Source organism: Eubacterium sp. An3, assembly GCF_002159465.1.
Classification (GTDB): Bacteria; Bacillota; Clostridia; order Lachnospirales; family Lachnospiraceae; genus Anaerobutyricum; species Anaerobutyricum stercoris.
In genome coordinates this window covers 1-24,670 of the sequence record NZ_NFIR01000004.1, presented here as the reverse complement: position 1 = coordinate 24,670, position 24,670 = coordinate 1, and the positions used below count along the sequence as shown (strand labels likewise).

General features: G+C 46.3%; 25 protein-coding genes and 3 pseudogenes. 25 read left to right on the top strand and 3 right to left on the bottom strand.

The features are described from left to right. Positions 1-45: 45 nt before the first annotated feature. From glgB to B5F87_RS05570, 16 genes are all read left to right on the top strand, one after another. Positions 46-1,992, top strand: a complete 1,947-nt coding sequence (gene glgB / locus B5F87_RS05645) for a 1,4-alpha-glucan branching protein GlgB (RefSeq protein WP_087278071.1) — start codon at positions 46-48, stop codon at positions 1,990-1,992. Positions 1,993-2,060: 68 nt separating this feature from the next. Continuing rightward, positions 2,061-2,861, top strand: a complete 801-nt coding sequence (locus B5F87_RS05640; protein WP_143405206.1) for a C39 family peptidase — start codon at positions 2,061-2,063, stop codon at positions 2,859-2,861. Between the two features lie 481 nt (positions 2,862-3,342). Next, entirely contained in the window at positions 3,343-4,569 is a 1,227-nt protein-coding gene (tyrS, locus tag B5F87_RS05635; protein ID WP_087278064.1) for a tyrosine--tRNA ligase, read from the top strand. Positions 4,570-4,711: 142 nt separating this feature from the next. Then, positions 4,712-4,948 carry a hypothetical protein gene (locus B5F87_RS05630; RefSeq protein WP_087278061.1) on the top strand — a complete coding sequence of 79 codons (237 nt, stop codon included), beginning with the start codon at positions 4,712-4,714 and terminating at the stop codon, positions 4,946-4,948. A 161-nt stretch (positions 4,949-5,109) separates the two neighbouring features. Beyond that, complete coding sequence (locus B5F87_RS05625) at positions 5,110-5,445, top strand: rhodanese-like domain-containing protein (protein ID WP_242964277.1); 336 nt, start codon at positions 5,110-5,112, stop codon at positions 5,443-5,445. Between the two features lie 125 nt (positions 5,446-5,570). After that, positions 5,571-6,743 (top strand): class I SAM-dependent RNA methyltransferase, encoded by a 1,173-nt coding sequence (locus tag B5F87_RS05620; protein ID WP_087278058.1) that lies wholly within the window; start codon positions 5,571-5,573, stop codon positions 6,741-6,743. Between the two features lie 9 nt (positions 6,744-6,752). Next, positions 6,753-7,337 carry an XTP/dITP diphosphatase gene (locus B5F87_RS05615; RefSeq protein ID WP_087278055.1) on the top strand — a complete coding sequence of 195 codons (585 nt, stop codon included), beginning with the start codon at positions 6,753-6,755 and terminating at the stop codon, positions 7,335-7,337. After that, a complete protein-coding gene (locus B5F87_RS05610) occupies positions 7,338-7,844 on the top strand; it encodes a metallophosphoesterase (RefSeq protein ID WP_087278052.1) in 507 nt (168 codons plus the stop codon). It abuts the gene before it with no gap. Positions 7,845-7,856: 12 nt separating this feature from the next. Then, positions 7,857-9,224 carry a 23S rRNA (uracil(1939)-C(5))-methyltransferase RlmD gene (gene rlmD / locus B5F87_RS05605; protein WP_087278050.1) on the top strand — a complete coding sequence of 456 codons (1,368 nt, stop codon included), beginning with the start codon at positions 7,857-7,859 and terminating at the stop codon, positions 9,222-9,224. Positions 9,225-9,489: 265 nt separating this feature from the next. Beyond that, the gene (locus tag B5F87_RS05600) at positions 9,490-9,957 is read left to right on the top strand and encodes a DUF6075 family protein (protein WP_204246048.1); all 468 of its coding nucleotides are present in this window, start codon (positions 9,490-9,492) and stop codon (positions 9,955-9,957) included. 170 nt (positions 9,958-10,127) lie between these two features. After that, a complete protein-coding gene (locus B5F87_RS05595) occupies positions 10,128-10,913 on the top strand; it encodes an AAA family ATPase (RefSeq protein ID WP_087278044.1) in 786 nt (261 codons plus the stop codon). Beyond that, a complete protein-coding gene (locus B5F87_RS05590) occupies positions 10,900-11,802 on the top strand; it encodes a ParB/RepB/Spo0J family partition protein (protein WP_343215729.1) in 903 nt (300 codons plus the stop codon). Before B5F87_RS05595 ends, B5F87_RS05590 begins: the two co-directional genes overlap by 14 nt. Beyond that, positions 11,783-13,021, top strand: coding sequence for a DUF6017 domain-containing protein (locus tag B5F87_RS05585; protein ID WP_087278041.1), 1,239 nt, complete (start codon positions 11,783-11,785; stop codon positions 13,019-13,021). The genes B5F87_RS05590 and B5F87_RS05585 overlap by 20 nt, the downstream gene beginning before the upstream one ends. Positions 13,022-13,243: 222 nt before the next feature. Continuing rightward, positions 13,244-13,756, top strand: coding sequence for a hypothetical protein (locus tag B5F87_RS05580; protein ID WP_143405204.1), 513 nt, complete (start codon positions 13,244-13,246; stop codon positions 13,754-13,756). A gap of 15 nt (positions 13,757-13,771) precedes the next feature. After that, a complete protein-coding gene (gene srtB, locus B5F87_RS05575) occupies positions 13,772-14,536 on the top strand; it encodes a class B sortase (RefSeq protein WP_158096970.1) in 765 nt (254 codons plus the stop codon). Between the two features lie 29 nt (positions 14,537-14,565). Then, the gene (locus B5F87_RS05570) at positions 14,566-14,928 is read left to right on the top strand and encodes a single-stranded DNA-binding protein (RefSeq protein ID WP_087278033.1); all 363 of its coding nucleotides are present in this window, start codon (positions 14,566-14,568) and stop codon (positions 14,926-14,928) included. Between the two features lie 3 nt (positions 14,929-14,931). Here B5F87_RS05570 and B5F87_RS05565 read toward each other — a convergent pair whose 3' ends face one another. Further along, entirely contained in the window at positions 14,932-15,135 is a 204-nt protein-coding gene (locus B5F87_RS05565; protein WP_087278030.1) for a helix-turn-helix transcriptional regulator, read from the bottom strand. 209 nt (positions 15,136-15,344) lie between these two features. Here B5F87_RS05565 and B5F87_RS05560 point away from each other — a divergent pair, with 209 nt between their 5' ends. Further along, complete coding sequence (locus B5F87_RS05560; RefSeq protein WP_158096969.1) at positions 15,345-15,737, top strand: BlaI/MecI/CopY family transcriptional regulator; 393 nt, start codon at positions 15,345-15,347, stop codon at positions 15,735-15,737. On the opposite strand, the gene B5F87_RS05555 is transcribed toward B5F87_RS05560, so the two are convergent. Together B5F87_RS05555 and B5F87_RS05550 are read right to left on the bottom strand one after the other, a co-directional pair. Beyond that, positions 15,734-15,970, bottom strand: a complete 237-nt coding sequence (locus B5F87_RS05555; RefSeq protein WP_087278024.1) for a helix-turn-helix transcriptional regulator — start codon at positions 15,968-15,970, stop codon at positions 15,734-15,736. The two genes, B5F87_RS05560 and B5F87_RS05555, sit on opposite strands and share 4 nt — an antisense overlap. 106 nt (positions 15,971-16,076) lie before the next feature. Then, positions 16,077-17,510, bottom strand: a pseudogene (locus B5F87_RS05550) (recombinase family protein); the annotation flags it as partial. A gap of 179 nt (positions 17,511-17,689) precedes the next feature. Here B5F87_RS05550 and B5F87_RS05545 point away from each other — a divergent pair. The 8 genes and pseudogenes from B5F87_RS05545 to B5F87_RS05510 form a co-directional block, all read left to right on the top strand. Then, positions 17,690-17,878: pseudogene (locus tag B5F87_RS05545) on the top strand (hypothetical protein); the annotation flags it as partial. 158 nt (positions 17,879-18,036) lie between these two features. Beyond that, entirely contained in the window at positions 18,037-18,981 is a 945-nt protein-coding gene (locus B5F87_RS05540) for a DUF6017 domain-containing protein (protein ID WP_058118388.1), read from the top strand. A gap of 36 nt (positions 18,982-19,017) precedes the next feature. Beyond that, entirely contained in the window at positions 19,018-19,491 is a 474-nt protein-coding gene (locus B5F87_RS05535) for a PcfB family protein (protein ID WP_002604484.1), read from the top strand. Continuing rightward, positions 19,488-20,444: pseudogene (locus tag B5F87_RS05530) on the top strand (type IV secretory system conjugative DNA transfer family protein); the annotation flags it as partial. The gene B5F87_RS05535 and the pseudogene B5F87_RS05530, both read left to right, overlap by 4 nt. A 91-nt stretch (positions 20,445-20,535) precedes the next feature. Further along, positions 20,536-22,416, top strand: coding sequence for a recombinase family protein (locus B5F87_RS05525; protein WP_087234562.1), 1,881 nt, complete (start codon positions 20,536-20,538; stop codon positions 22,414-22,416). Positions 22,417-22,442: 26 nt separating this feature from the next. Continuing rightward, complete coding sequence (locus tag B5F87_RS05520; RefSeq protein ID WP_087234561.1) at positions 22,443-22,796, top strand: TnpV protein; 354 nt, start codon at positions 22,443-22,445, stop codon at positions 22,794-22,796. A 164-nt stretch (positions 22,797-22,960) separates the two neighbouring features. Continuing rightward, on the top strand, positions 22,961-23,653 hold the full coding sequence (locus tag B5F87_RS05515; protein WP_087234560.1) for a response regulator transcription factor: 693 nt from the start codon (positions 22,961-22,963) through the stop codon (positions 23,651-23,653). A 3-nt stretch (positions 23,654-23,656) separates the two neighbouring features. Next, the gene (locus tag B5F87_RS05510; protein ID WP_242964275.1) at positions 23,657-24,589 is read left to right on the top strand and encodes a HAMP domain-containing sensor histidine kinase; all 933 of its coding nucleotides are present in this window, start codon (positions 23,657-23,659) and stop codon (positions 24,587-24,589) included. The last annotated feature ends 81 nt before the right edge of the window (positions 24,590-24,670 follow it).

Here is a 24,670-nt window from a genome sequence, read left to right as displayed (position 1 = left end):
TTTTATGATATACTGTATTAAACCAAACGTAGGGAGGATTTACAGATGCAGGACAATAAACAGAAAAAAAATAAAAAGCAGAGTAATGAGTCGGCTTACAGTTTTATAACAGAATTTGATCAATATCTTTTTGGACAGGGAACCCACTATGATTTATATAATAAGCTGGGAGCGCATCCCATGACCATAGAGGGGCAGAAGGGGGTATTTTTTGCCGTTTGGGCGCCGAATGCCCGGAAGGTTTCCGTTGTGGGAAATTTCAACCGCTGGGACAGAGAAGCGCATCTGATGAAAAGAACAGAACCGATGGGCATCTACGAACTGTTTATTCCAGATCTGTCAGAGGGGGAAATCTACAAATACTGCGTCACGACAAAACAGGGTAATGAAGTTTTAAAGACGGATCCTTACGCCTTCCAGATGGAGAAGAGACCGAATAATGCGTCTGTGGTAACAGATATCTCTGATTTCAAGTGGGGCGATAAGAAATGGATGGAACACCGGAGCAAGTTTGATGTGCGGAAGGATCCGATGTTTGTTTACGAGGTACATCCGGGTTCCTGGAAGAAACATCCGATTACCGATGAGGATGAGGATGGATATTACAACTATCGGGAGCTGGCTGTGGAACTGGCAAAATATGTGCAGGAGATGGGATATACCCATGTGGAACTGATGGGTATTGCGGAACATCCGTTTGACGGTTCCTGGGGGTATCAGGTGACCGGATATTTTGCTCCGACGTCCCGCCACGGATCTGCTCAGGATTTTCAGTATTTTGTAAATTATCTGCATGAACATAAGATCGGCATTATTCTTGACTGGGTGCCGGCACATTTCCCGAGGGATGCTTTCGGACTGGCGGAGTTTGACGGTACATGCCTTTATGAGTATGCGGATACAAGAAAAGGAGAGCACCCGGACTGGGGTACTAAAGTATTTGACTACGGCAAGACGGAAGTAAAGAATTTCCTGATCTGCAACGCGCTGTATTGGATTGAGAAATATCATATTGACGGACTCCGTGTGGACGCTGTTGCTTCCATGCTCTATCTGGATTACGGCCGCAGAGACGGAGAATGGGTGGCCAATATGTACGGCGGCAACGAGAACCTGGAGGCTATCGAGTTCTTCAAGCACCTGAATACGGTGGTGGAAGGACGGAACCCGGGCGCGGTCATGATCGCAGAGGAATCCACCGCATGGCCGAAGGTGACGGACAAGGCCGAGTACGGCGGACTGAACTTCAGCCTCAAATGGAACATGGGATGGATGCATGATTTCCTTGAGTACATGAAGCTGGATCCTTATTTCAGAAAATATAATCACAATAAGATGACATTTGCCATGATGTACGCCTACGCGGAGAACTATATGCTTGTTCTCTCCCACGATGAGGTGGTTCATCTGAAATGTTCCATGCTGGAGAAGATGCCGGGACTTTACGACGACAAGTTCCGCAACCTGATGGTGGGCTACGCATTTATGACCGGACATCCGGGCAAGAAGCTTCTCTTCATGGGACAGGACTTCGGCCAGCATCAGGAGTGGAGCGAGGCCAGAGAGCTTGACTGGTTCCTGCTGGAGAAAGACAGAAACCGCCAGCTCCAGAACTTCGTCCGGGCGCTGCTGCACATTTACAGAAAGAATAAATGTCTCTACGAGTACGACTGCTATCCGGAAGGATTTGAGTGGATCAACGCCAACGACGGTGACCGGAGTATCTTCTCCTTCACCAGACATTCCGAAAACGGCAAGAACAATCTGCTCTTCGTCTGCAATTTTACGCCGGTGGCAAGACCGGACTACCGGGTAGGAACTACCTGCCGAAGAAAGCATACGTTGATATTAAACAGCGACGCTGCAGAGTTCGGCGGCTCCGGTCAGAAGCGTCCGGAGATCTACAAACCGGTGAAGAAAGCCTGCGATGACCGTAAGTATTCTATTGCGTATGATCTTCCGGCATACGGAGTGGCAATCTTTAAATATTGATACAGGATTCCGCCGATGGCAGCGCTGTCGGCGGAGTTGTCGTTTATTTAGTGATTTCAGGAGATAATATGGCAGACAGGAAAGACAGAATTATTTTACATTGGAAGAAAGTTGCTTTTAAGGGATGGTTTCTCGTGCCGGGTGAGTATACAGGAAGGCTTGACGGGCCGGAGCTTGAGGTGGAGCTGGCAGTATCGGAGGAAGAGAAAGGCGCTCAGCCGGCGCGTACCTTTCGTGTATTCCAGCAGAAGGCCGGAACCTATGGCGCGTACAGCGACTATATGACCCGCCACGGCTGTGCCTGCTGCTCTCTGACTACGCTGCTGGCGGCTTATGTGCCGCGGTATCGTGCGCTTCGTCCGGATGAGACCATCGCCCGGGTGGAGAGAGAACATTTTGATGAGAGAGTATGGAAGAAAAATTACGGGAAGCATATCGCCCGGCAGATGCCTGTCTCCTTATATGGTATTTCCCGGATTCTTACGGACTGCGGCATCTCCCATCGATATGTGGGCGATTTTAAAGACGAGGATGCTGTGAATGAGATTCGGGCGCACCTGCGTTCCGGCCGGCCGGTGGTGGTGGAGACCAGCCGTATGAAAAGGCAAAATGGCAGAATCGTCCGGTGGTTTGACAAGAAGTTTGCCGGTTCTTATCACACTATGATTCTTCTGGGCGAAGATGAGAACGGACATTTTATTTTCACGGATTCCGCTACCAGAGAGTGGTCGGGAGACTGGCAGCGTCTCAAGAAAGCAGAGCCTGGCGACATCCTTTCATATATGTTTCCTCAGAAGAATATAGAAGATTCCCATGTGTATTTCAGCCGGAGAAGAAATACAGGCGGTTATATTTTGATGGATGTGTGAAGGGTCGGCCGGAATGTAGACGTTCATTTTGCCGCCGGTGATCATAAATTGGCAAATTCAAGGTTGACAAATACATGTTTATTGCTTAGAATAGACTACATCACAAAGGTAATACAGCAATGAAAAACGATGACGGAAACAAGTAGCTTTCGCACAGATATTCAGAGAGCGGCCGGCTGGTGAAAGGCCAATAGAACTGCGGACAGTGAATACATTCCCGAGTTGCGCACCGAACGGAAGGCAGACTTCTCTGTAGGCTGTGACGGGGTGGCGGGCGTTATTCCCGCTGAGACTGTGAATACGCAGCCTCATGAGGCAGACAGCGCAGGCTGTCGGTGAAGTAAGGTGGTACCGCGAGAGATTCGCCCTTATCTGTTTTGGCAGATAAGGGCTTTTTTTATTTCGCAGGAAATTCCGCTGGAATTCCGCAAAGCGAAACTCTTTTTATCATTATTATCATTACCAATCAGGAGGAAAAAAGATGACATTATACGATGAATTGGTGGCAAGAGGACTCATTGCCCAGGTAACTAACGAAGAAGAAATCAAAAAGATGATCAATGCGGGCGAGGCAACTTTTTATATTGGCTTTGATCCAACGGCGGACAGTCTCCATGTGGGACATTTCATGGCTCTTTGCCTTATGAAACGTCTGCAGATGGCAGGCAACAAACCGATCGCCCTGCTTGGAGGCGGAACCGGAATGATCGGCGATCCGTCCGGACGGACTGACATGCGTCAGATGATGACTAAGGAAACCATTGATCACAATATCGAGTGCTTTAAGAAACAGATGAGCCGTTTCATTGACTTTTCAGACGGCAAAGCGCTTATGGTAAACAATGCGGACTGGCTGCTGGATCTTAATTATGTGGATCTGCTCCGTGAAGTGGGAGCCTGCTTCTCTGTCAACAACATGCTTCGTGCCGAGTGCTACAAGCAGCGTATGGAGAAAGGTCTGTCCTTCCTGGAGTTCAACTACATGATCATGCAGAGCTACGACTTCTACGCATTATACCAGAAATACGGCTGCAATATGCAGTTCGGCGGCAATGACCAGTGGAGCAATATGCTGGGCGGTACAGAACTGATTCGCCGGAAACTGGGCAAAGACGCTTACGCCATGACCATCACCCTGCTGCTGAATTCCGAGGGCAAAAAAATGGGCAAGACCCAGTCCGGAGCCGTATGGCTGGATCCGAACAAGACTTCCCCGTTTGATTTCTATCAGTACTGGAGAAATGTCGCTGACGCCGACGTTATGAAATGTATCCGTATGCTGACCTTCCTGCCTCTGGAAGAAATCGACGCAATGGCAGACTGGGAAGGCAGCCAGTTAAATCAGGCAAAAGAAATCCTTGCGTATGAGCTGACTAAACTGGTACACGGCGAAGAGGAAGCGGCGAAAGCGCAGAAAGCGGCGAAAGCGTTGTTCGTACAGGGCGGTGCGTCCGCCGATATGCCGGAATGTGTGCTGGCAGATGAAGATTTCACTGACGGCAGTATCGACATCTTAAGTCTGCTGGTGAAGGCAGAACTGGCGGCAACCCGTTCCGAGGCCAGAAGAAATGTAACGCAGGGAGGCGTTACTTTGGACGGTGAAAAGGTAACGGATATCAAGGCCGCTTACACAGCCGATGACTTCATGGGAGACGGCAAAGTGTTAAAACGCGGCAAAAAGAAATTTAAAAAGATTTTTGCAAAATAATTGCCGTGCATCTGCCGGGTGGAATCACTCGTGAAAATTCCGGATGAAATATATTTTTTAAAGAATACTTTTCCGGGCTGTGGGCATACTGTTTCTGTCAGTTCACAGGGACAAATAAGTGAACGGGAAAGGAGCATATTTTATGTCCAAAAATCAGAAAACATCTGCTCAGAATAAGGCAAAAAACCGTTCCGGAAATGCTGCGAAAAACAGCAGCCAGAACTGCCCGAGAGGCACTTCAAAAAGTGGCTCTCAGAGCAGCGCCCGGAATCAGTCCGACGACGAATCCGACGACCCGGACGATGGTTCGGAGCAGAACAGCCGGCTGAATGCAGGAGCCAGGAATTACATTCCCTCCGGGATTCGGTGGCGCTGGTAAAAAAAGCGCAGATACAATTGAATAAATGAGCGAAGAGGCTGTCAGACCGGCCGGGACCCGTGAGAGTTCAGACCGGAAGGCGGCCTCCTTCTTTTATTGCAAGGGAAACGCGCCGGCAGTTTTGCATAATATAGTAGTAACAAAGGACTGTGAGGTTTATTGTGCTGAATTTTATTTCCGTATCAGACGCGGTCAGATTGTGTTATGATAAAAAAGGAATACTTGTGGATGTCCGGCCGGAGGAAGAGTACAGGCAAGGGCATCTTCCAATGGCGGAAAATGTGCCGCTGGAAAGAATCATGCAGGGGGAGTACCAGCCAGGGAAAGAAAAACCGCTCTATCTGTACTGCGATACCGGCGCCAGCAGCCTGCTGGCGGCAAAAAAGCTGGCAGAGAGTGGCGTGGAGGCTTACAGTGTTGCCGGTGGGCTATCTTATTACCGGGGCTATCTGGAAAAAGAGGAAGAAAAGCTGTGGAATATGGTCTACGTGGATTGAGAAGACAAGCGGCGGCGCCACAAATGGTTGGGAGTTGACACATTCCTGCGGAATCAGTAAAATACTTCTATATTATTGTATGTGCGATGATAAGACGCACCAAAACAGGATAAGATGGAGGAAGCATGAAAGGCAGATATGAATTTGTGGCGCCATGTCATTTTGGGCTGGAGGCAGTGAGCAAAAGGGAAATCAGCGATTTGGGATATGAAATTGTCCGGGTAGAGGACGGCAAAGTGACTTTTACCGGGGATGCAGAGGCTCTGGTAAGAGCCAATATTTTTTTGAGGACAACCCAGAGAATTCTCTGGAAGGTGGCAGAGTTTCCTGCCCTGACCTTCGAGGAGCTGTTCCAGGGTATAAAAAATGTACCGTGGGAAGAATTTTTCCCGAAGGATGCCCGCTTCTGGGTGACCAAAGCGACTTCGGTGAAAAGCGCCCTGTTCAGTACTTCTGATATCCAGTCTGTTGCCAAAAAAGCCATGGTGGAAAGAATGAAGGAGCATTATCATATCGGTTGGTTTGCTGAGACCGGACAGGATTATCCGGTGCGTATTTCTATTTATAAGGACATGGTGACTGTGGGACTGGACACTTCCGGCGAGAGCCTGCATAAAAGAGGGTATCGGAAGATGGTCAGCAAGGCTCCCATCGAAGAGACGCTGGCGGCAGCGCTCATCAAACTGACTCCGTGGAGAAAAGACCGTATTTTGGTGGATCCTTTCTGCGGCAGCGGTACATTTCCTATCGAAGCGGCCATGATGGGCGCCGGCATCGCGCCGGGGATGAGGCGGACTTTCCAGGGGCAGCAGTGGACGAATCTCATTCCTCAGGAACTCTGGCAGAGAGGGTTTGAGGAGGCGCAGGATCTGGTGGATACCAGTGTGGAGATGGACATCCAGGGCTATGATATTGATCCGCTCATTGTAAAGGCCGCCCGTGAGAACGCCGGACGCGCCGGAGTGGCAGATCTGATTCATTTTCAGCAGAGACCGATACATAAGCTGCGGCATCCGAAAAAGTACGGATTTGTCATTACTAATCCTCCTTACGGAGAGCGCATGGAGGATAAAGAGGACATGCCGGTGCTTTACCGGGAAATCGGCGAAGCGTTTTCTCATCTGGAGGGGTGGTCGGAATACATTATCACTGCCTACGAGGACGCTGAGCGATACATTGGCAAAAAGGCAGATAAAAACCGGAAGATCTACAATGGCATGATGAAAACGTATTTCTATCAGTTCATGGGGCCGAAACCGCCGCGGCGGAAGAAGCCGGAGCAGGAAGGAAAGGTGTGAAAAGATACAATGAAAAAGAAATTGATATTTGCAACGGGAAACGAAGGAAAAATGAGGGAAATCCGCCAGATTCTCGGAGATATGGATTATGAAATCCTTTCCATGAAAGAGGCGGGCGTTGACATCGATATCGTGGAGGACGGAGAAACCTTTGAGGATAATGCCATCATCAAGGCAAAGGCCGTGATGGAAGCCACGGGCTGCCTGACGCTGGCGGATGATTCCGGACTGGAAATTGATTATCTCAACAAAGAACCAGGCGTGCTTTCTGCCAGATATATGGGAGAAAACACATCTTACCGCATTAAAAATCAGATTCTTCTGGATCGTCTGCATGGCGTGCCGGCGGCAGTGCGGGGAGCGCGCTTTGTCTGCGTCATTGCCGCTGCATTTCCGGATGGACACATTGAGACGAGAAGAGCGACCATCGAAGGGCGTATTGCCGACGAGCCGGCCGGAGAAAACGGTTTTGGATACGATCCGATTTTCTATGTTCCGGAGCTGAAGAAAACGACCGCGGAACTTTCAGAGGAGGAAAAAAATGCCATTAGCCACAGAGGCAAAGCCCTCAGAATGATAAAGGAGATTCTGTAAATGAGAATTTTAGTAATCAGCGATTCCCATGGACGCAATGACGACGTGTCCGGCGTCATCCGGCAGGTTGGCCCCATCGACACACTGATTCACTGTGGAGATGTGGAACGCGGAGATGATTATATACGTTCCCTTGTAGACTGTCCGGTGTATATGGTTGCCGGAAACAATGATTACAATCTGGATCTTCCGCCGAAAATCATAACCAAGATCGGAAATTACCGGGTGATGATCGCGCACGGGCACACCTATCATGTATACAGAGGCATTGACTATCTGAAAAAGGCTGCCAGAGAAGAAAAAGTGGATGTGGTCATGTTCGGACACACCCATGTTCCCTTTATTGATATCGGCCATGATATCACCATCCTGAATCCGGGAAGCCTTTCCTATCCAAGACAGGCGGACAGAAAGCCTACGTTTCTTTTGATGGAAATTGACGAGAACGGACAGGCACATTACGGACATGGCTATTATAAATCAAAGTTCAGCGAGCTTAGTATATAGAAGGAGATGAATATGAAAAAAGGAGACATTTTAGAAGGAAAAGTCTTGAAAACGGAATTTCCCAACAAGGGAATTATATATATAGAAGAGAAAAAAGTGATCGTAAAAAATGCGCTGGAAGGACAGACAATTCGTTTTTCCGTCAGCAAAAAACGTAAAGACCGGGTGGAGGGACGCCTTCTGGAAGTACTTGAGCCATCATCGCTGGAGGCCGCATCACAGGACTGCGTCTGTCAGCATTTTGGCATCTGCGGCGGCTGCGCCTACCAGACCCTTCCCTACGAAGAGCAGCTTGCCCTGAAAAAACGCCAGGTGGAAGACCTTATCGAAAAAGCGGGATTTGATTTCCCGGTGGAAGATATCTACGCCAGCCCGCTGGCCCGGGACTACCGCAACAAGATGGAATATACCTTCGGAGATGAGGAAAAAGACGGCCCGCTGGCGCTGGGCATGCACCGGAAGAACAGCTTTTACGATATAGTATCCTTAAAGGACTGTCACATTGCAGACCCGGATTTTATGGTCATTTTGCAGGCAGTCCTTCAATACTTTACATCCATCGGAGCGTCCTACTATCACAAAATGCGAAAGGAAGGATTCCTCCGCCATCTGGTGCTGCGCCGTTCCGTAAAGACCGGCGATATCCTTGTCAATCTTGTCACCACCACCCAGTCGCAGCTGGACGATGAGACTTTTGTGAACCTTCTCACATCCGCCAAAACAGACGGCAGGATCGTGGGCATCCTGCATACGCTCAATGACAGCCCGGCGGACGTGGTGCAGAGCGACGAGACACGTCTCCTCTACGGACAGGATTATTTTTATGAGTACCTTCTGAATATGCGTTTTAAAATTTCTCCGTTCTCCTTCTTCCAGACCAACACTCTGGGCGCGGAGGTTCTCTACGAAAAAGTAGGAGAGTACGTGGGTGAAACAAAAGACAAGCTCATCTACGACCTTTACACCGGCACCGGCACCATCGCCCAGATGATGGCGCCGTACGCCAGGAAAGTAGTTGGCGTGGAGATTGTCGAGGAAGCGGTGGACGCCGCCCGCCTCAACGCTGAGGACAACCACCTGACCAATAGTGAATTCATTGCCGGCGATGTCCTCAAGGTTGTGGATAACCTCACCGAAAAACCGGACATGATCATCCTCGACCCGCCCCGCGACGGCGTGAACCCGAAAGCCCTCCGCAAGATCATCCGCTTCGGCGTCGACGAGATGGTCTACGTCAGCTGCAAGCCGACCAGTCTCATGCGCGACCTGGTCATGCTCCAGGAAGCCGGTTACGCGGTGAAGCGCTGCTGTCTCGTTGATATGTTTCCGGGCACGACGGGAGTCGAGACTGTGGTGTTGCTACAAAGAGCACATATCTAGAAATCATTGAATTTACGCACTATGTGGAGTTTTTCAGTTTTCATCAGGTTAGTGAAAATCACAGAGAAAAGGTATTTGTGAGGAAAGTGACAGTTGTTGTTGCTTTGAGCTACACTACGGGGAACACAAATAATCCTGAAAATGAAAGTGAATAATGAGCTATCAATTATTGGTAGATTATAGGGATACTTAAAATAAAGTGTCCCTATTTTTTATAGGGGACATTTCAGAATGAAATGTCTTTTTAATTAAATTTCAGGAGGTAATGAAAATGAACACAGCGTCAAGAGCAGAAAGCAACAAAAAACAGGAGATTATTTTCAAAGATAAGGAACATAAAAAATTTTATAGTTCCTGCCTTTCAAAATGCCGATATCAGAATGCGTATCATCAGGCATTGATCTATTGTCTTGGTATATCAGAAGACACAAGGAAAAATATAAAGCGCATTTATGATTTTAAAAGTGGAAATGTAAAGCCAAAGTGTTTGCAGGAAGGATGGCAGACAGGAGGAAGCCAAAGGATTATACGGATTGCATTTAATTTATATTGTGATGGAACGCCGAGCACTTATGACTATGAAGATGTCGATGAACAGATCAGAGAGACAAGATTGTATTCTGTCAGCGATTTATTCTGCACGGAGGATACGCCATATTTCTGGCAAGCGATTAAAATCCGGTATCCGGAATATTGTCACAATGATAATGAGGGGGACAGTATTTTATGTTGAAAATAAGATTACAGGGGACAACAAAGGATATCCGGTGGTTTAAGATGATTTTGGAAAAACATTCGGGTATCCGAGTCTTACAGATATCAGATATATTTTCAAATAAAGGGACAAATCGTTATTTTAGAACGTATGCAGAAGTGGAAAGAGAAGAAAGGCAGGAATAAATTATGTGCAGAATTATTGCAGTTGCAAATCAAAAAGGCGGCGTAGGGAAAACTACGACATGTGTAAATTTAGGAATCGGTCTGGCAAGAGCAGGGAAAAAAGTTCTCCTGGTGGAGGCAGATGCCCAGGGAAGCTTGTCGGTAAGCCTTGGCATACAGGAACCTGACACGCTGGATATGACATTGGTGCAAATACTTGGCAAAATCATCAATGAGGAAGAAATTGATCCTGAAGAAGGAATTATAAAACATAAGGAAGGAATTGACTTTATTCCAGCCAATATTGAGTTGGCTGGTCTGGAGACATCTCTTGTCAACGTGATGAGCCGGGAACAGATTTTGCGCTTGTATCTGGAAGAGATTAAGAATCGATATGATTATATTTTGATTGATTGTATGCCTTCTTTGGGAATGATCACAATTAACGCCCTTGTGGCAGCAGATTATGTTTTAATTCCGGTAGAGGCAGCATATCTGCCGGTGAAAGTCTTACAGCAATTGATTAAGACAATTGGAAAAGTCCACAGACAGTTGAACAGAAAACTTTCTATTTTGGGAATCCTGTTGACAAAAGTAGATCGTCGAACAAATTTTTCGAAAGATATAGAAAAGCAGATTCGGGAAGTTTACGGGGATAAGGTACATATTTTTGCGCATTGTATCCCTATGTCTGTGAGAGCTGCAGAAACAACAGTGGAGGGGAAAAGCATCTATGCCTATGACCCAAAGGGAATTGTTGCGGAAGGATACCGGCTGCTGACGGGGGAGGTGCTGGATGATGAAGAATAGAAGTGCACAAAAAATTAAGCTGACGTCGTATGATGAGTTGTTTGGATGTGAGGAAGGTCCTGTGCAGGGAGAATACACGACGGTTCCCCTCAGCATGCTGCGCCCGTTTAAAAATCATCCATTTCTGGTGTTAGATGACGAGAAAATGCAGGAGACTGTAGAAAGTATCAAACACCATGGGGTTATTCAGCCGGGGATTGTCCGGCCCTGCGCCGAAGGATATGAGGTGATAGCTGGACACCGCCGGTGGCGTGCTTGCGAATTGGCAGGAATAGAAGAACTGCCCGTTATTATCCGCGAGCTGGATGATGATGCGGCCACAGTTCTAATGGTGGATACCAATATCCAGCGAGAGAATCTCCGTCCCAGCGAAAAGGCGAAGGCTTACAAAATGAAATATGAGGCTATGAAGCATCAGGGAAGCAAGGGAGAAAAACATACAGCAGATGAGGTTGGAGAAAAAGCCGGTGACAGTGGAAGGACAGTACAAAGATATATCCGTCTGGCCAGTTTGATAGATGGGCTTTTGGATCAGGTAGATGCTGGGAAAATGGGAATGACTGCAGGAGAAAAGTTGTCTTATCTGAAAAAATCAGAACAGGAATGGGTATGGAAAGCATCTGAAAATACAGGCATATACCCGTCTCCGGCGCAGGCAGGCCAGATAAAAGAACAGAGTGAAAGTGGCGGCCTTTGCCAGGAAAGTATTTATAAAATTCTGGTAAAAAAAGAGAAAACGGGTAAAAAGATAACACTTTCTGCAAACAAAATTAGAAACTATTTCCCGGCAGCCTACACTAGAGAGCAGATGGAAGAAGTTATCTACACACTCTTGGATGAATGGAAAAAAGGAAAGGAAGGGGAGGAACATGCAGAAACTACAATTTGATTATTATTATGGAATGGAAGCAGAACAGTATAGTTTTTACCGGGTTCCTAAAGTGATGTTTACCGCAGAATGCTTTAAGCCCCTTTCTTGTGAAGCCAAAATTTTATATGGTCTTATGCTGGATCGTATGGGACTCAGCATAAAAAATAAGTGGTTCGATGAAAAAAACAGAGTTTATATTATCTTTACTGTAGAAGAAGTTATGGAACTTTTGGGATGCAGCCGACAAAAGGCCATCAAAACGATTGCAGAACTGGATAAAGAAAAAGGAATAGGTTTGATTGAGAAAAAGCGATTAGGGCTAGGCAGACCAAACATGATTTATGTAAAAAACTTTTTGATAGAAGAATGTCAGGTGCAAGTGGACGGACGTACGGAACAAGAAGATACCAATGCTATTCAGGAGTATGAGAATCATACTTCTGAAAGTATGGAAAAGGAAATTCAAGAAGTATCAGTATCGCAGCTAAACTGCCAGAAGTATAAAAATCATATTTCAGGAAGTTTGGAAGATACATATTCAGAAGTTACAGAATCAGATTTCTATAAGGATGGAGAAACAACCTCAGGAAGTATGAAAAATGAATTTCAGGAAGACTCAAGTCCGTATTTTCAAAAGTTTGGCGAACAGACTTCAAAAGAGATGAAAAGTGAATTTCCAGAAGTTCCAGAATTAAACTTCAGAGAGTATGAAAATCAAACTTTAGGAGATAAGAAAAAAGAACTTCCGAAAGTGCAGAAATCAAACGGTAATAATACTGATAATAACAATACTGATGATAATAATCATTCTATCGTATCTTATCAATCTTTGAAAAGAAAGGGGGACTTTCAGTTTAGTAAAAAAAGGATGGATGAGATGGAATTATGTCGAGCACAAATCAGGGGGAATATAAGGTATGACAGCTTTGCAAGCAGAAGTTCACAGGACCGGGAGGACGTTAATGAACTGGTAGAATTGATAGTAGAGATTATGATGCTTCCAGATGGGAGCATTGTGCGGATTGCTGGGGAAGACAAACCGGCGGAAATTGTAAAAAACCGATTCATGAAACTTCGGTTTGCGCACATAGACTATGTATTAGCTTGTTTACGTAAAAATACAACCAAGATCAGTAATATCCGTGCTTATCTTTTAACGACACTCTATAATGCTACGATGACGATGAATCATTATTATCAGGCGGAAGTCAACCATGATCTGTATGGAGAGGTATAAAAAGGAGTGTTTATTGAAATAGAAGTACCATAATAAAATAATGAAAACAGGAAAAGCAGCTTGGCGTGGAAACCGGGCTGCTTTTTCTGATGGAAGACTTTACGACATTATGTCACAAAGTAAAGTATAGGGAAAATAAAAATGATGAAGCAAAGATGTCAAGAATGAATTTATTGTTGTCGAGAGCGGAATGAATGGTAAGAAAAAATGTATGAGATGGATGTGAAAGATATTAAAGAAATTTTAATGGATTATAGTACGATTCGGGAACAGACCAGGCAGCAGATCATAGATTTGTATCAGGATTTATATGATACTGATGATCTGATTGAGACAATCTCAATGAGAAAAAATAATATCAGTGATATGCCTGGAATAAAAAAAGGTGTGGAACAGGATTTGTCTGATATTGTTCTACGACACCAAAGACAGCTGCGAAAATGGTATAAGGAAATATCCTATGAGATTGATATCCTTTTAGATAAGGAAGAGATGTTACATAGATTGTGGATTTGTTACCGTCTTTTGCCGGAGAAACAATATCGAGTCATCACAGAAATTTATGTGCATAAGCAGCCTTGGAAAAAGGTAGAAGCAGAATCACAGGAATCGAAATCGACGTTTTTGCGTCTTGTAAACAGAGGATTAAATAATATTAAGAAGATGTATGACAGTGAATATTCCAACGAATATCTTTTAAGACACTCTCTGCAGAAAATAATCAGAAAAAAATAAAGGAGGACTATCAGATTGAATAAAAAAATCATAAGAAGATTCTTGTACTATGTATTGATCTTGGGGCTTTTTACTGCCATGGCAGCATTTGCAGTACTGGCCGTGAAGGATGCATATCCATTTGTGAAAAGTGATATAGAGATTTGGCAGCTGCGGGAGGAGGTGAAGGAAAAGAAGCACAATAAAACATGGGAGGAAAGATCAACAATGGATGGATTAAACTGGGAAAAAATGAAAGAAATAAATCCTGATATTGTCGCCTGGATTACCGTACCGGGTACACAGATTGATTATCCAATTTTACAATGTTCGACCTGGAATGAATATCTGCATAAAAATTACAAAGGAGAGTACAGCTATCCAGGTTCGATCTTTATCCAGCCGGGTGTGCGTTTTACCGATCGCCATGTTGTTATTTATGGACATAATATGGCCAGCAGGTCTATGTTTGGCTCTCTCCATGATTACGAATCGCAGGACTTTGGATTGCAACATCCGGATGTATATATTTATGAGCAGGGAAGGACAATCCATGCCCGGATTTACAGTACATATGATTGTGAAGACGCCAGCGAGACATATCAGACAGATTTTCAAACAGAAGAAGAATGGATGACTTGGCTGACAATGACTATAGAAGAAAACTACTATGATATGGAAATGGTGCCTGTGAAGGAAAATAGAGTGCTCACATTGTCTACTTGTTCTACGGGGAAAAATGAAGATTTCAGGTATACCGTACATAGTGTGATTCAGGAAATTACAGAAGATATGGATTAAATTGTGTGGAAAGAAAGGTGATTATAACGATGAATCTATCTGTTTTGTTGGGAAGGCTTGTTCATGAACCAGAATTACAGAAAAAGGAGAAGGATGACAGTACGACATATTGGTGCAAGTTCCGAATTGCAGTGGATCGGGAATATACAAAAGGACAAGAAACCGATTTTTTTAATTGCATTGCTTATGGCGGCCGGGCAAGATACTTAGTTTCCTATGCCAAAAAAGGAGGGCGTCTGGTGGTGGTTGGACGGCTTCAGACGGGAAGCTATCAGAAAAACGATGGAACAAAATCCTATTTTACAGAACTGGTTGTGGCAGATTGTCAGATCATTGATTTTGCAGATCGTGAGAATACGGATTCTAAAAAAGAGGAGGAAAATCAGGTATGAGATTTAGGATTCTTCTTTGATATATTTCATGATATCGGATACATCACAATCTAAAATAGTACAAAGCTGGTTAATGGTATTGACAGTGACGCTTTTTCCATACTTTAGGGCATAATAAGTGGAACGCGAAAATCCCCGTTTTTCAAGTTCGTAAGAACTGATATGTTTCTGTTTCATTGTTTCGAATAATGGCTCGTAACTAATCATCCCTACACTTACACCTCATATAATGATACCTATTTTAATTATATGTATATGTACGAAAAACCGGTATGTGTGAATATCCGTACATAGAATAAAGAGTAGGATAACAGTTGTTTTTCAGTATAAAAAATATTGAATATAAAGAAATATCTGTGTATAATACTATGTGCAAATGTTCGTACATAGTATGAAAAAAGAAGGAGGAGAAGATTTTGAAAAAAATAACCGATAGTGAGAGAGAGGTACTCGATTTATTATGGGATGTGGGAGAACCCCTTACTTCATCAGAAATGGTGAAAATGTGTGTGGACCGGACCTGGAAACCCAGTTATATTCACATCATGATTAAGTCTCTGTTGGATAAAGAAATGATTAAAATGGCTGGTTTCAAAAAGACGACAAAAAATTATGCACGCACTTTCGAACCTGCTATGACGAGAGAGCAGTGGAGTTTGCTGCAAGTAAAACAGGAAAAAAGCGACTCTGGTGAATTATTGAAAGAGCTGCTTGCTTCTATTTTGCAGGAAGATGTTGATGAAAGTATCCTGGATGAGTTATCAGAAGCTATCACAAAGAGGAAAACAGAATTACACAATGTTTCTTAGCTCAATCCTTGAAAAAATTCTGAGATATCTGCACAAAAAATTTTGCATAATGCGATAAGCTCGCTTACTTTAATATTCATGCGGTTAGTTTCGATTTTTGCATAGCTGCTTTTCGATATTTTGATTCCCATAAGCTGCAAGCGGGCGACTGTCTGATCCTGTGTCAAGCCGGCACGCTGACGAAGCCGGTTGATATTGTGACCAATATCCATATCTGGTCTGATTTTCTGCATTATAATCCCTTTCCTTTTACTGATGTGCGATAAAGAAGTAATAGAAGTGTAAAAAATTTTGCCGTTCCTATCCGGCACTTAGGGCTGTGTCGGATAGGTCGGGCGGTTATTCTGGCAAGTCAATCTTGCCGACAAAGCTGTAATAAATCTCAATGTCCTGCCTGCGGGTGCCGTTCTCGTCATAGCTGCACTCATGCACGACGATTTTCTCAATCATTTCCCGCAAGAGGGTGGGGGTCAGTTCCTCAAAGGCAAGGTGCTTTCGGACGATACCCATAAACTTTTCCGCGTTGACGGTGGCGGCCTGCGACTTGTCCAGTTCCTCCTGCAAAGCGGCGGCGCGGTCTTTCAGTTCCCGCTGCTCCTGCTCATAGTCTGCCGACAGTTCCATGAAACGCTCGTCGCTGATTTTGCCGTTCACATTGTCCTCATACAGCCGCTTGATAATGCGGCTCACTTCGGAAATGCGCTCCTGCGCCTGTTCAAGCTGCTTCGTAGCTGCGGCGGTCTTTCTCTTGCCGCCGATCTCGTTCTGCTGGATAAGCAGCTTCACAAAGCGGCTCTCATGCTTGGCGGCATACTCGGTCACCTGCCGGAGATTGGAGAGGACACCGGCGGTCAACAGGTCGGTGCGGATAAAGTGCGCCGTACAGTCGCGGGTGCGCTTCTTGTAGCTGCCGCAGATGTAACAGTCCTGCTTGCGGTTCTTGTTCTGATACCGCTGCTGGTACATCACATGGCCGCAGTCGGCGCAGAACAGCATACCGGAGAACAGCCCCACTTCGTCATAGCGGTTCGGGCGTTTGCGCTGCTTGCGTAACTCCTGCACGCGCTCCCATGTTTCCGTGTCGATAATCGGTTCATGGTGGTTCGGGAAAATGGCCTGCTTCTCCACGGGGTTCTCTACACTGTGCTTGACCTTGTAAGAGGGCTTCTCCGTCTTGAAGTTTACCAGACAGCCGGTGTACTCCCGGTTTTCGAGGATATGAACAACGGTGTTTGTCGCCCACTTGCACTCATAGCCGGGGTGGTAGCGGCGGGTGCTGCCCGTCCTGCGGTATTCCAGCGTCCCCGGCGTGGGGATTTGCTGCTCCGTAAGCATACGGGCAATCTTGGTCGGGCCGTTCCCGGCAAGGCAAAGCTGGTATATCTGCTTGACTACCGGCGCGGTTTCCTCGTCAACGATATAGTTCTCGTCCTCGTCCATGAGGTAGCCATATACCGGCTTGCTGGTAACGGGCTTGCCGCTCATGCCTTTTGCGCTCTTAACTGCCTTGATTTTTTTGCTCGTATCTCTCACCAGCCATTCGTTGAACAGATTTCGCAGAGGGGTAAAATCGTTGTCCATGCCGCCGTTTGCGCTGTCCACATTGTCGTTGACAGCGATAAAACGCACTCCCTTTTGGGGGAACAGCATTTCCGTGTAAAATCCCACCTGCAAGTAGTTTCGCCCTAACCGGCTCATGTCCTTGACGATGACCGTACCCACTTTCCCGGCTTCAATGTCTGCAAGCATGGCTTGAAAACCGGGCCTTTGAAATAATGAGGTGTGATAGCGATAGCGGCAAAAAGCTAATAAAATCAATGGTTTTGCGGACAGCGGATAGACAGGGAATGTGTTAAAAACTGAATACGCACACAAGCGGCGTTACCTTAACCCCTTTTGGGGAGAAAGTAACGCCGTTTTTTTATGCCCGCAGGAAAGGAGGTACAGCCGGAATGTATTTCATAAAAGGCAAGCAGCGGGCATTTGAACTGCTCATGCAGCAGAAGCCGGGATTTGACCGCTATCAATCCGGTTGTGCCGGAGATGATGAAGATTGCGGCACTTGCCGTTTCTACCGCCCCGGGTGGAAATATGAGTTTTGCGTTTTCAAAGAGTGTCCCTATTGCCCCGGCAAAAGGACGCGGAAAACGCCCGCCAGCATGGACAAATAGACGGGCAAAAGCCCTTGTGTCATGCGGCTTTGCAGACGCGAAAACGGCAAAGGGCATATTGCAATACCAAAACAGCCGAAAACGGCTTTCTAATTGTCCACGCAGACCAAGAGAGGAAGTGAGGAAAAATGGCAGTTTTCAGAGTGGAGCGAAATACGGGATATACCGTTATGAGCAACCACCACTTGCGAAACAAGGAATTGTCCTTAAAAGCAAAAGGCTTGCTTTCGCAAATGCTGTCCTTGCCGGAGGATTGGGATTATACCCTTGCGGGCTTATCCCATATCAACCGGGAGAAGATCGACGCAATCCGCGAAGCGGTAAAGGAACTCGAAAAAGCCGGATATATCGTGCGCAGCCGGGAACGCGACGAAAAGGGACGCTTGCGGGGCGCGGATTACGTCATATACGAGCAGCCGCAGCCGCGAGAGCCGGAAGCAGCTACCAGCGTCGGACAGCCGCCTATATTGGATTTACCTGCGTTGGAAAATCCAACATTGGAAAATCCAACGTTGGAAAAACCTACGCAGGAAAAACCTACGTTGGAAAATCCAACGCAATTAAATAAAGATATATCAAGTAAAGAAAAATCAATTACTGATTTATCAAGTACCCATTCCTTTCCATTCCATTCCCTAAATCCCTTGCCCTTTGAGCAGGGCGAAGCGGCTTCGCCGCCGGAAAGGAAAAGAACGGAAGCGAAAAGCAATAGCGCAGTAGAGATTTACAGGGAGATTATCAAGGACAATATCGAGTATGACATTCTCATTCAAGACCCCAAAATGGACAAAGACCGCCTAAATGAGATTGTTGACCTCATGCTGGAAACCGTCTGCACAGCGCGAAAGACAATCCGTATTGCCGGGGACGACTACCCCGCCGAACTGGTGAAATCCAAATTTTTGAAGCTGAACAGCAGCCATATTGAGTTTGTTTTGGATTGCATGAGGGAGAACACAACCAAAGTGCGCAACATCAAGCAGTATCTAAAAGCGGTGCTGTTCAACGCGCCGAGTACCATTGACAGCTACTATACCGCCCTTGTCAATCACGACTTATACGGCGGCGAATGAGCATAGCCGCATTTTACCGGGAAAGGAGTTGATACCTTGCAGGAGGAAGTAACCCAAAAAACGATTGCCCTATACGTCAAAGTGGGAAAAGGCGCGGCGCGGCTTACCGAACAGGCGTTGCAGAAAGCAATCCAAAAGTTTTTGGAGCAGAAAAGCAAGCCCGCGCATGGGAAACAGACCATGCGGCAGCTTATGAAGCAGAACGCGGGTGTTTCCAACATCGAGATCACCGACAGCAATATTAAAGCCTTTGAGAGTACGGCGAAGAAATACAACATAGATTTTTCGCTGAAAAAGGTTAAGGGCGAGCAGACCCGCTACCTTGTGTTTTTCAAAGGCCGGGACGCAGACGTTATGACCGCAGCGTTTCAAGAGTTTTCCGCAAAGAAGCTGAACAGGGAGAAAAAGCCCTCTATCCGCAAAGCCCTTGCCGCTGCAAAGGACAAGGCAAAGCAGCTTAACGCCGCCCGCGACAAGGTAAAGAAAATGGACAGGGGGCGCGAGATATGAAGCAGATTAACTACAAAAAGCTAATACTTCCGAATATCCCCTATGTGTTCTTTGTCTATCTCTTTGATAAAGTCGGACAGGCGGTGCGGCTTGCCCCCGGCGCGGATATTTCCGCAAAGATACTGAATATCACGCAGGGATTTTCCGCAGCCTTTGAAAGTGCCTTGCCGAGCATTTACCCGCTGGATTTGCTTGTCGGCATTGTCGGCGCGGTGATTATCCGCTTGATTGTCTATGTCAAAGGGAAAAACGCGAAGAAATACCGCAAGGGCGCGGAGTACGGCTCTGCCCGATGGGGAAACGCCGAAGATATTAAGCCCTACATAGACCCGGAGTTTCAAAACAACATCATTTTGACACAGACGGAACGCCTTACCATGAACAGCCGCCCGAAGCAGCCGAAGTACGCAAGAAATAAGAACGTCGTCGTGATCGGCGGCAGCGGCAGCGGAAAAACAAGGTTTTTCGTCAAGCCGAATTTAATGCAGCTTCATTCCTCTTACGTCTTGACAGACCCGAAAGGTACGGTTTTGATTGAGTGCGGGAAGCTGCTGCAACGGGCGGGCTACCGCATTAAGGTACTGAATACGATTAACTTCAAAAAATCTATGCACTACAACCCCTTTGTGTATATCCGCAGCGAGAAAGATATTTTGAAGCTGGTAAACACGTTGATAGCGAATACCAAAGGCGAGGGAGAAAAAAGTGCGGAGGATTTTTGGGTAAAAGCGGAAAGGTTATTGTATTGCGCATTGGTTGGCTACATCTGGTATGAAGCCCCCGCCGAGGAAATGAACTTTATTACCCTGTTGGAACTTATCAACGCCAGCGAAGCCCGCGAGGACGACGAGGAATATCAAAGCCCCGTCGATCTGCTGTTTGCCGACTTGGAAGAACGCGACCCCGACCATTTCGCGGTGAAGCAGTACCGAAAATATAAATTGGCGGCGGGAGATGTATGCTCTAAGTGACTTCTTAATCATGGCTTTTGTCATGGTTAGTGAAGCAGTCACTTAGAGCATTTTCATTTCAGGAGGTACAGCCATGAGAAACGAAAAAATCACCCCACTGTACGAGCGTTTGAGCCGCGACGATGAGTTACAGGGCGAGAGTAATTCCATAAGCCATCAAAAGCAGATGTTAGAGGAGTTTGCCCGCCGGAATAACCTGCCCAATCCCCGGCATTTCACCGATGACGGTGTATCGGGAACCCGCTTTGACCGCCCCGGCTTTCTGGCGATGATGGAGGAAGTCGAGGCCGGACGGGTGGAGGCCATTGTTATCAAAGACATGAGCCGCCTGGGGCGTGACTATCTGAAAGTCGGCCAGGTTATGGAGATTTTGCGGCAGCGCGGTGTCCGGCTGATCGCCATCAATGACGGTGTAGACAGTCTGAAAGGTGATGATGATTTTACCCCTTTCCGCAACATTATGAATGAGTTTTACGCCCGCGACACCAGCCGGAAAATCCGCTCCGTGTTCAAGTCCAAGGGCATGAGCGGCAAGCACCTGACCGGCACCGTTATTTACGGCTACTTGTGGGACGAGAAGCGGGAACACTGGCTTGTGGACGAAGAAGCCGCCGAAGTGGTACGCCGTATCTTTTCCCTGACGATGGAGGGCTACGGCCCCTATCAAATCTCCAGGCTACTGTCCGAGGCAAAGGTTGAAATCCCCGCTGTCCATCTGGCACGCTTTGACGAAGGAGTAAACAGGACGAAGCCGGTCAAAGACCCTTATGGCTGGGGTTCATCCACCATTGTAAACATCCTGAAAAAGCGGGAATACCTGGGCCACACCATCAATTTCAAGACCCGCAAGCACTTCAAGGACAAGAAAAGCCACTATGTTGACGAAAGCGAGTGGACGATTTTCGAGAATACCCATGAGGCCATCATCGACCAGGAAACCTTTGACAATGTGCAGCGTATCCGGGCAAATGTCCGGCGCTACCCGGACGGCTGGGGCGAGGCCCATCCCCTGACCGGCCTGATGTACTGCGCTGACTGCGGCGGCAAGATGTATGTTCACCGCACCTACAACGGAAAGCGCGATCCACAGTTTACTTGCAGCCAATACACCAAAGTCCCATGCGGGACGCTCTGCGGCACACAGCACCGCATCCGGGCCGAGGCCGTCCTGACCCTGATAACCGATATGCTCCGGGCCATCGCGGAGTATTCCAAGAATGACAGGGCTGAGTTTATCCGCACTGTCCAGGAAACGCAGGCCGCCCAGCAGACCGCCGACATATCCAAAAAGCGGAAACGGCTGGCCGCCGCCCAAAAGCGGGCCGGGGAACTGGAAAAGCTGATCTGCAAAATCTATGAGGACAACGCCCTGGGTAAGCTGCCGGACGCCCGGTATGAGGCCCTGGACGCACAGTATGCCAAAGAGCAGGACGCTCTCAATGCGGAAATCGCGGAACTGGAAAAGGCCGTTACTGGCTACGAGCAGAGCCGGAAATCTGCGGAGAAGTTTATTGCCCTGATTGACAAGTATGAAAACTTCGACACGCTGACAAACACCATGCTCAACGAGTTTGTAGAGAAAATCCTTGTCCATGAACGCGCCCGGAAAGGCAGCCAAGACACCACACAGGAGGTTGAAATCTACTTCAACTTTGTGGGCCGGTATATCCCGCCCGCCTTGCAGCCGGTTCCCCTGACCCCGGAGGAACAGGAAGAACTGCGGAAGAAGGAGGAGCGCAAGGACAGGCTTCACCAGAACTACTTACGTCGCAAGGCCAACGGCAAGCAGAAGGAATGGGAAGAACGCTACAACGCCAAGCGCAAGGTCCAGGTGGAGGTGGCAAAGGCCGCGATCCGGGCTGAGGACATGGAAAAAGGCATTTTTATCCCTGTCAGCCAGTTGCCCAGGCAGGAGCCGCGCAAGGCCACCATATCGGCCAGCGCCGCAGTTTAACCGTCACAGTGCAAAGGAGGACGAACATGAACGAATTGACTTACACCCGCTGCGGGGATTACTACATCCCCGACCTGAAACTTTCCGGGCAGCCGGAGGCCCCCATCGGCAAGTATGGCCGTATGCGGCAACGCTACCTGAAGGAACACCGGCCCGGCCTTTACAGCAGCTTGATTTTGAGTGAAAAGCTGTACCCGCACCTGTTGGAGATTGACCGGACGGCGCGGGAGCGCATGGACGCCATGCTGCCCCGCATGATGGAGGCGGCGGGCGTCACCGAGGAACTAAAAGCCCGTGACCCTATGCGCTGGGTGGGGCTGATGGACACTCTGAAAGTGCAGGTGGAGGAAATCATTCAAGACGAATTGATCTACAATTAGCTTTTAGGTAAAGACTTCGATTTGCATTAAATTATAATAATACCGACACATTTCCCACCTTGTATTCCGCAAAACAAAGAAATATAATTGGATATATGGGAAAAACCCGGATAAATAGTTTGAAGTCAAAGAACAGAATTTGCAAATCATAAAGGAGAAGTGGGATGAACAAAATTTTAATTATAGATGATGATAAAGAATTATGTGAGTTATTACAACGAAGCGTATTGGTAGAAAATATAAATGCTGATGTTTGCCATTCGGGAAAAGATGGAATATTTCTTCTCTCAACCAAACAATATCAGTTAATTGTATTAGATATAATGATGCCTGGATTGGATGGCTTTGAGACAATGGAGCATATCAGAGAAAAAAGCAATATCCCAATTCTGATGTTAACGGCGAAAAGCGATAATCTTAGTAAGGTTCGGGGACTGCGGGCTGGCGCAGACGATTATCTGACAAAGCCGTTTGATGTTGATGAATTTGTGGCGCGTGTTATATCTCTGATTCGTCGTTTTACCCAGTTCAGTGTGATTGATGATACTTTGGGAAAACTGGTTTACAAGGGGTTGGAGATCAATCTGGACGAGCATAGTGTTACCACGGAAAAAGGTACTTTTGAATTGCCAAATAAAGAATTTGAACTTCTTTTATACCTTGCGCGCAATCAGGGAAAAATTCTGACAAAAAAACAGATTTATGAGGCTGTATGGAAGGAAGAATATTGTTTTGACGATGCAAACATCATGGTTATGATTAGCAAACTCCGCAAAAAAATAGAACCGGATTCTGACAAATCTTCTGTTATTCAAACGGTAAAAGGTATGGGGTATCGCTTTAGTAAGGAGGTGTAAGGCTTGCTGTATTCAAATGCTTTTGTATATGCCCTTGGAGGATGTATATTTTTCTTCCTCGTATCAGTGATACTATGGGCGAAACTGATTCATACAAAGAAAAAATTTTCAGATATGGAAGAGGCTTTGGGGGAAATTGAAGGTGGAAATGCAAACCTTAAAATACTTGCAAGCCAAAGTGACCTGACAGCCCCGTTAGCCTATAAAATCAATGCGATTGTAAATAATTATGAAAGCCGCATTATTTCCATGAACAAACTGGATGAAGCCAACAAACAGCTAATGTCAAGCCTATCTCACGACGTAAGAACACCGCTTACCATTCTGATCGGCTATCTGGATGCTGTTCATAAAGAAATTGTGGTTGGGGCTGATAAAGAAACCTATATAGAAACAGCCCGGAAAAAAGCCCATGATTTGAAAGATTATATCGACATACTGTTTGATTGGTTCAAATTAAATTCAGGAGATCTTGATATAGTAATGACACCTACTGAAGTTACTGAATTTACCCGTACAATATTGAAAGACTGGATACCTGTCTTTGAAGAATGCGGATTGGATTTTAATATAGATTTTCCATCTTCTGCCTGTGAAATCATGATTGATGAAAATGCTTATACCCGTATTATCAACAATCTGATACAAAATGTCATATCTCATAGCCATGCCAGTTCCATTGAAATTATCATGCACAAAATGGAACGTCATATTGAAATTTCTATCTGTGATAATGGTATTGGAATTAGCAAGGAAGATTTACAGCATGTTTTTGAACGATTGTACAAATGTGATAAAGGGAGGTCTGGAAAAGGGAGCGGTTTGGGTCTTTCCATTACAAAGCAGTTGGTTGAAAAAATGGGAGGAGCAATATCGGTCAGCAGCGTTCCTAATAAAAAAACAATATTCATGATAGATTTCCCCTTGAGTGCTTGAAGTTTCCCCTGCCAAACGCAGGGGACTTTTTGTAAGAGGATAAATTTTAGCTGCCGGTTAGGTTTAGGTTAGGTTTAAGTT

Excerpts from the sequence above, each read along its gene's own strand:
- glgB (WP_087278071.1), top strand. The coding sequence starts at position 46 with ATGCAGGACAATAAACAGAAAAAAAATAAAAAGCAGAGTAATGAGTCG.
- B5F87_RS05640 (WP_143405206.1), top strand. The coding sequence starts at position 2,061 with ATGGCAGACAGGAAAGACAGAATTATTTTACATTGGAAGAAAGTTGCT.
- tyrS (WP_087278064.1), top strand. The coding sequence starts at position 3,343 with ATGACATTATACGATGAATTGGTGGCAAGAGGACTCATTGCCCAGGTA.
- B5F87_RS05630 (WP_087278061.1), top strand. The coding sequence starts at position 4,712 with ATGTCCAAAAATCAGAAAACATCTGCTCAGAATAAGGCAAAAAACCGT.
- B5F87_RS05620 (WP_087278058.1), top strand. The coding sequence starts at position 5,571 with ATGAAAGGCAGATATGAATTTGTGGCGCCATGTCATTTTGGGCTGGAG.
- B5F87_RS05615 (WP_087278055.1), top strand. The coding sequence starts at position 6,753 with ATGAAAAAGAAATTGATATTTGCAACGGGAAACGAAGGAAAAATGAGG.
- B5F87_RS05610 (WP_087278052.1), top strand. The coding sequence starts at position 7,338 with ATGAGAATTTTAGTAATCAGCGATTCCCATGGACGCAATGACGACGTG.
- rlmD (WP_087278050.1), top strand. The coding sequence starts at position 7,857 with ATGAAAAAAGGAGACATTTTAGAAGGAAAAGTCTTGAAAACGGAATTT.
- B5F87_RS05600 (WP_204246048.1), top strand. The coding sequence starts at position 9,490 with ATGAAAATGAACACAGCGTCAAGAGCAGAAAGCAACAAAAAACAGGAG.
- B5F87_RS05595 (WP_087278044.1), top strand. The coding sequence starts at position 10,128 with ATGTGCAGAATTATTGCAGTTGCAAATCAAAAAGGCGGCGTAGGGAAA.
- B5F87_RS05590 (WP_343215729.1), top strand. The coding sequence starts at position 10,900 with ATGATGAAGAATAGAAGTGCACAAAAAATTAAGCTGACGTCGTATGAT.
- B5F87_RS05585 (WP_087278041.1), top strand. The coding sequence starts at position 11,783 with ATGCAGAAACTACAATTTGATTATTATTATGGAATGGAAGCAGAACAG.
- B5F87_RS05570 (WP_087278033.1), top strand. The coding sequence starts at position 14,566 with ATGAATCTATCTGTTTTGTTGGGAAGGCTTGTTCATGAACCAGAATTA.
- B5F87_RS05565 (WP_087278030.1), bottom strand. The coding sequence starts at position 15,135 with ATGATTAGTTACGAGCCATTATTCGAAACAATGAAACAGAAACATATC.
- B5F87_RS05555 (WP_087278024.1), bottom strand. The coding sequence starts at position 15,970 with ATGCAGAAAATCAGACCAGATATGGATATTGGTCACAATATCAACCGG.
- B5F87_RS05540 (WP_058118388.1), top strand. The coding sequence starts at position 18,037 with ATGGCAGTTTTCAGAGTGGAGCGAAATACGGGATATACCGTTATGAGC.
- B5F87_RS05525 (WP_087234562.1), top strand. The coding sequence starts at position 20,536 with ATGAGAAACGAAAAAATCACCCCACTGTACGAGCGTTTGAGCCGCGAC.
- B5F87_RS05520 (WP_087234561.1), top strand. The coding sequence starts at position 22,443 with ATGAACGAATTGACTTACACCCGCTGCGGGGATTACTACATCCCCGAC.
- B5F87_RS05515 (WP_087234560.1), top strand. The coding sequence starts at position 22,961 with ATGAACAAAATTTTAATTATAGATGATGATAAAGAATTATGTGAGTTA.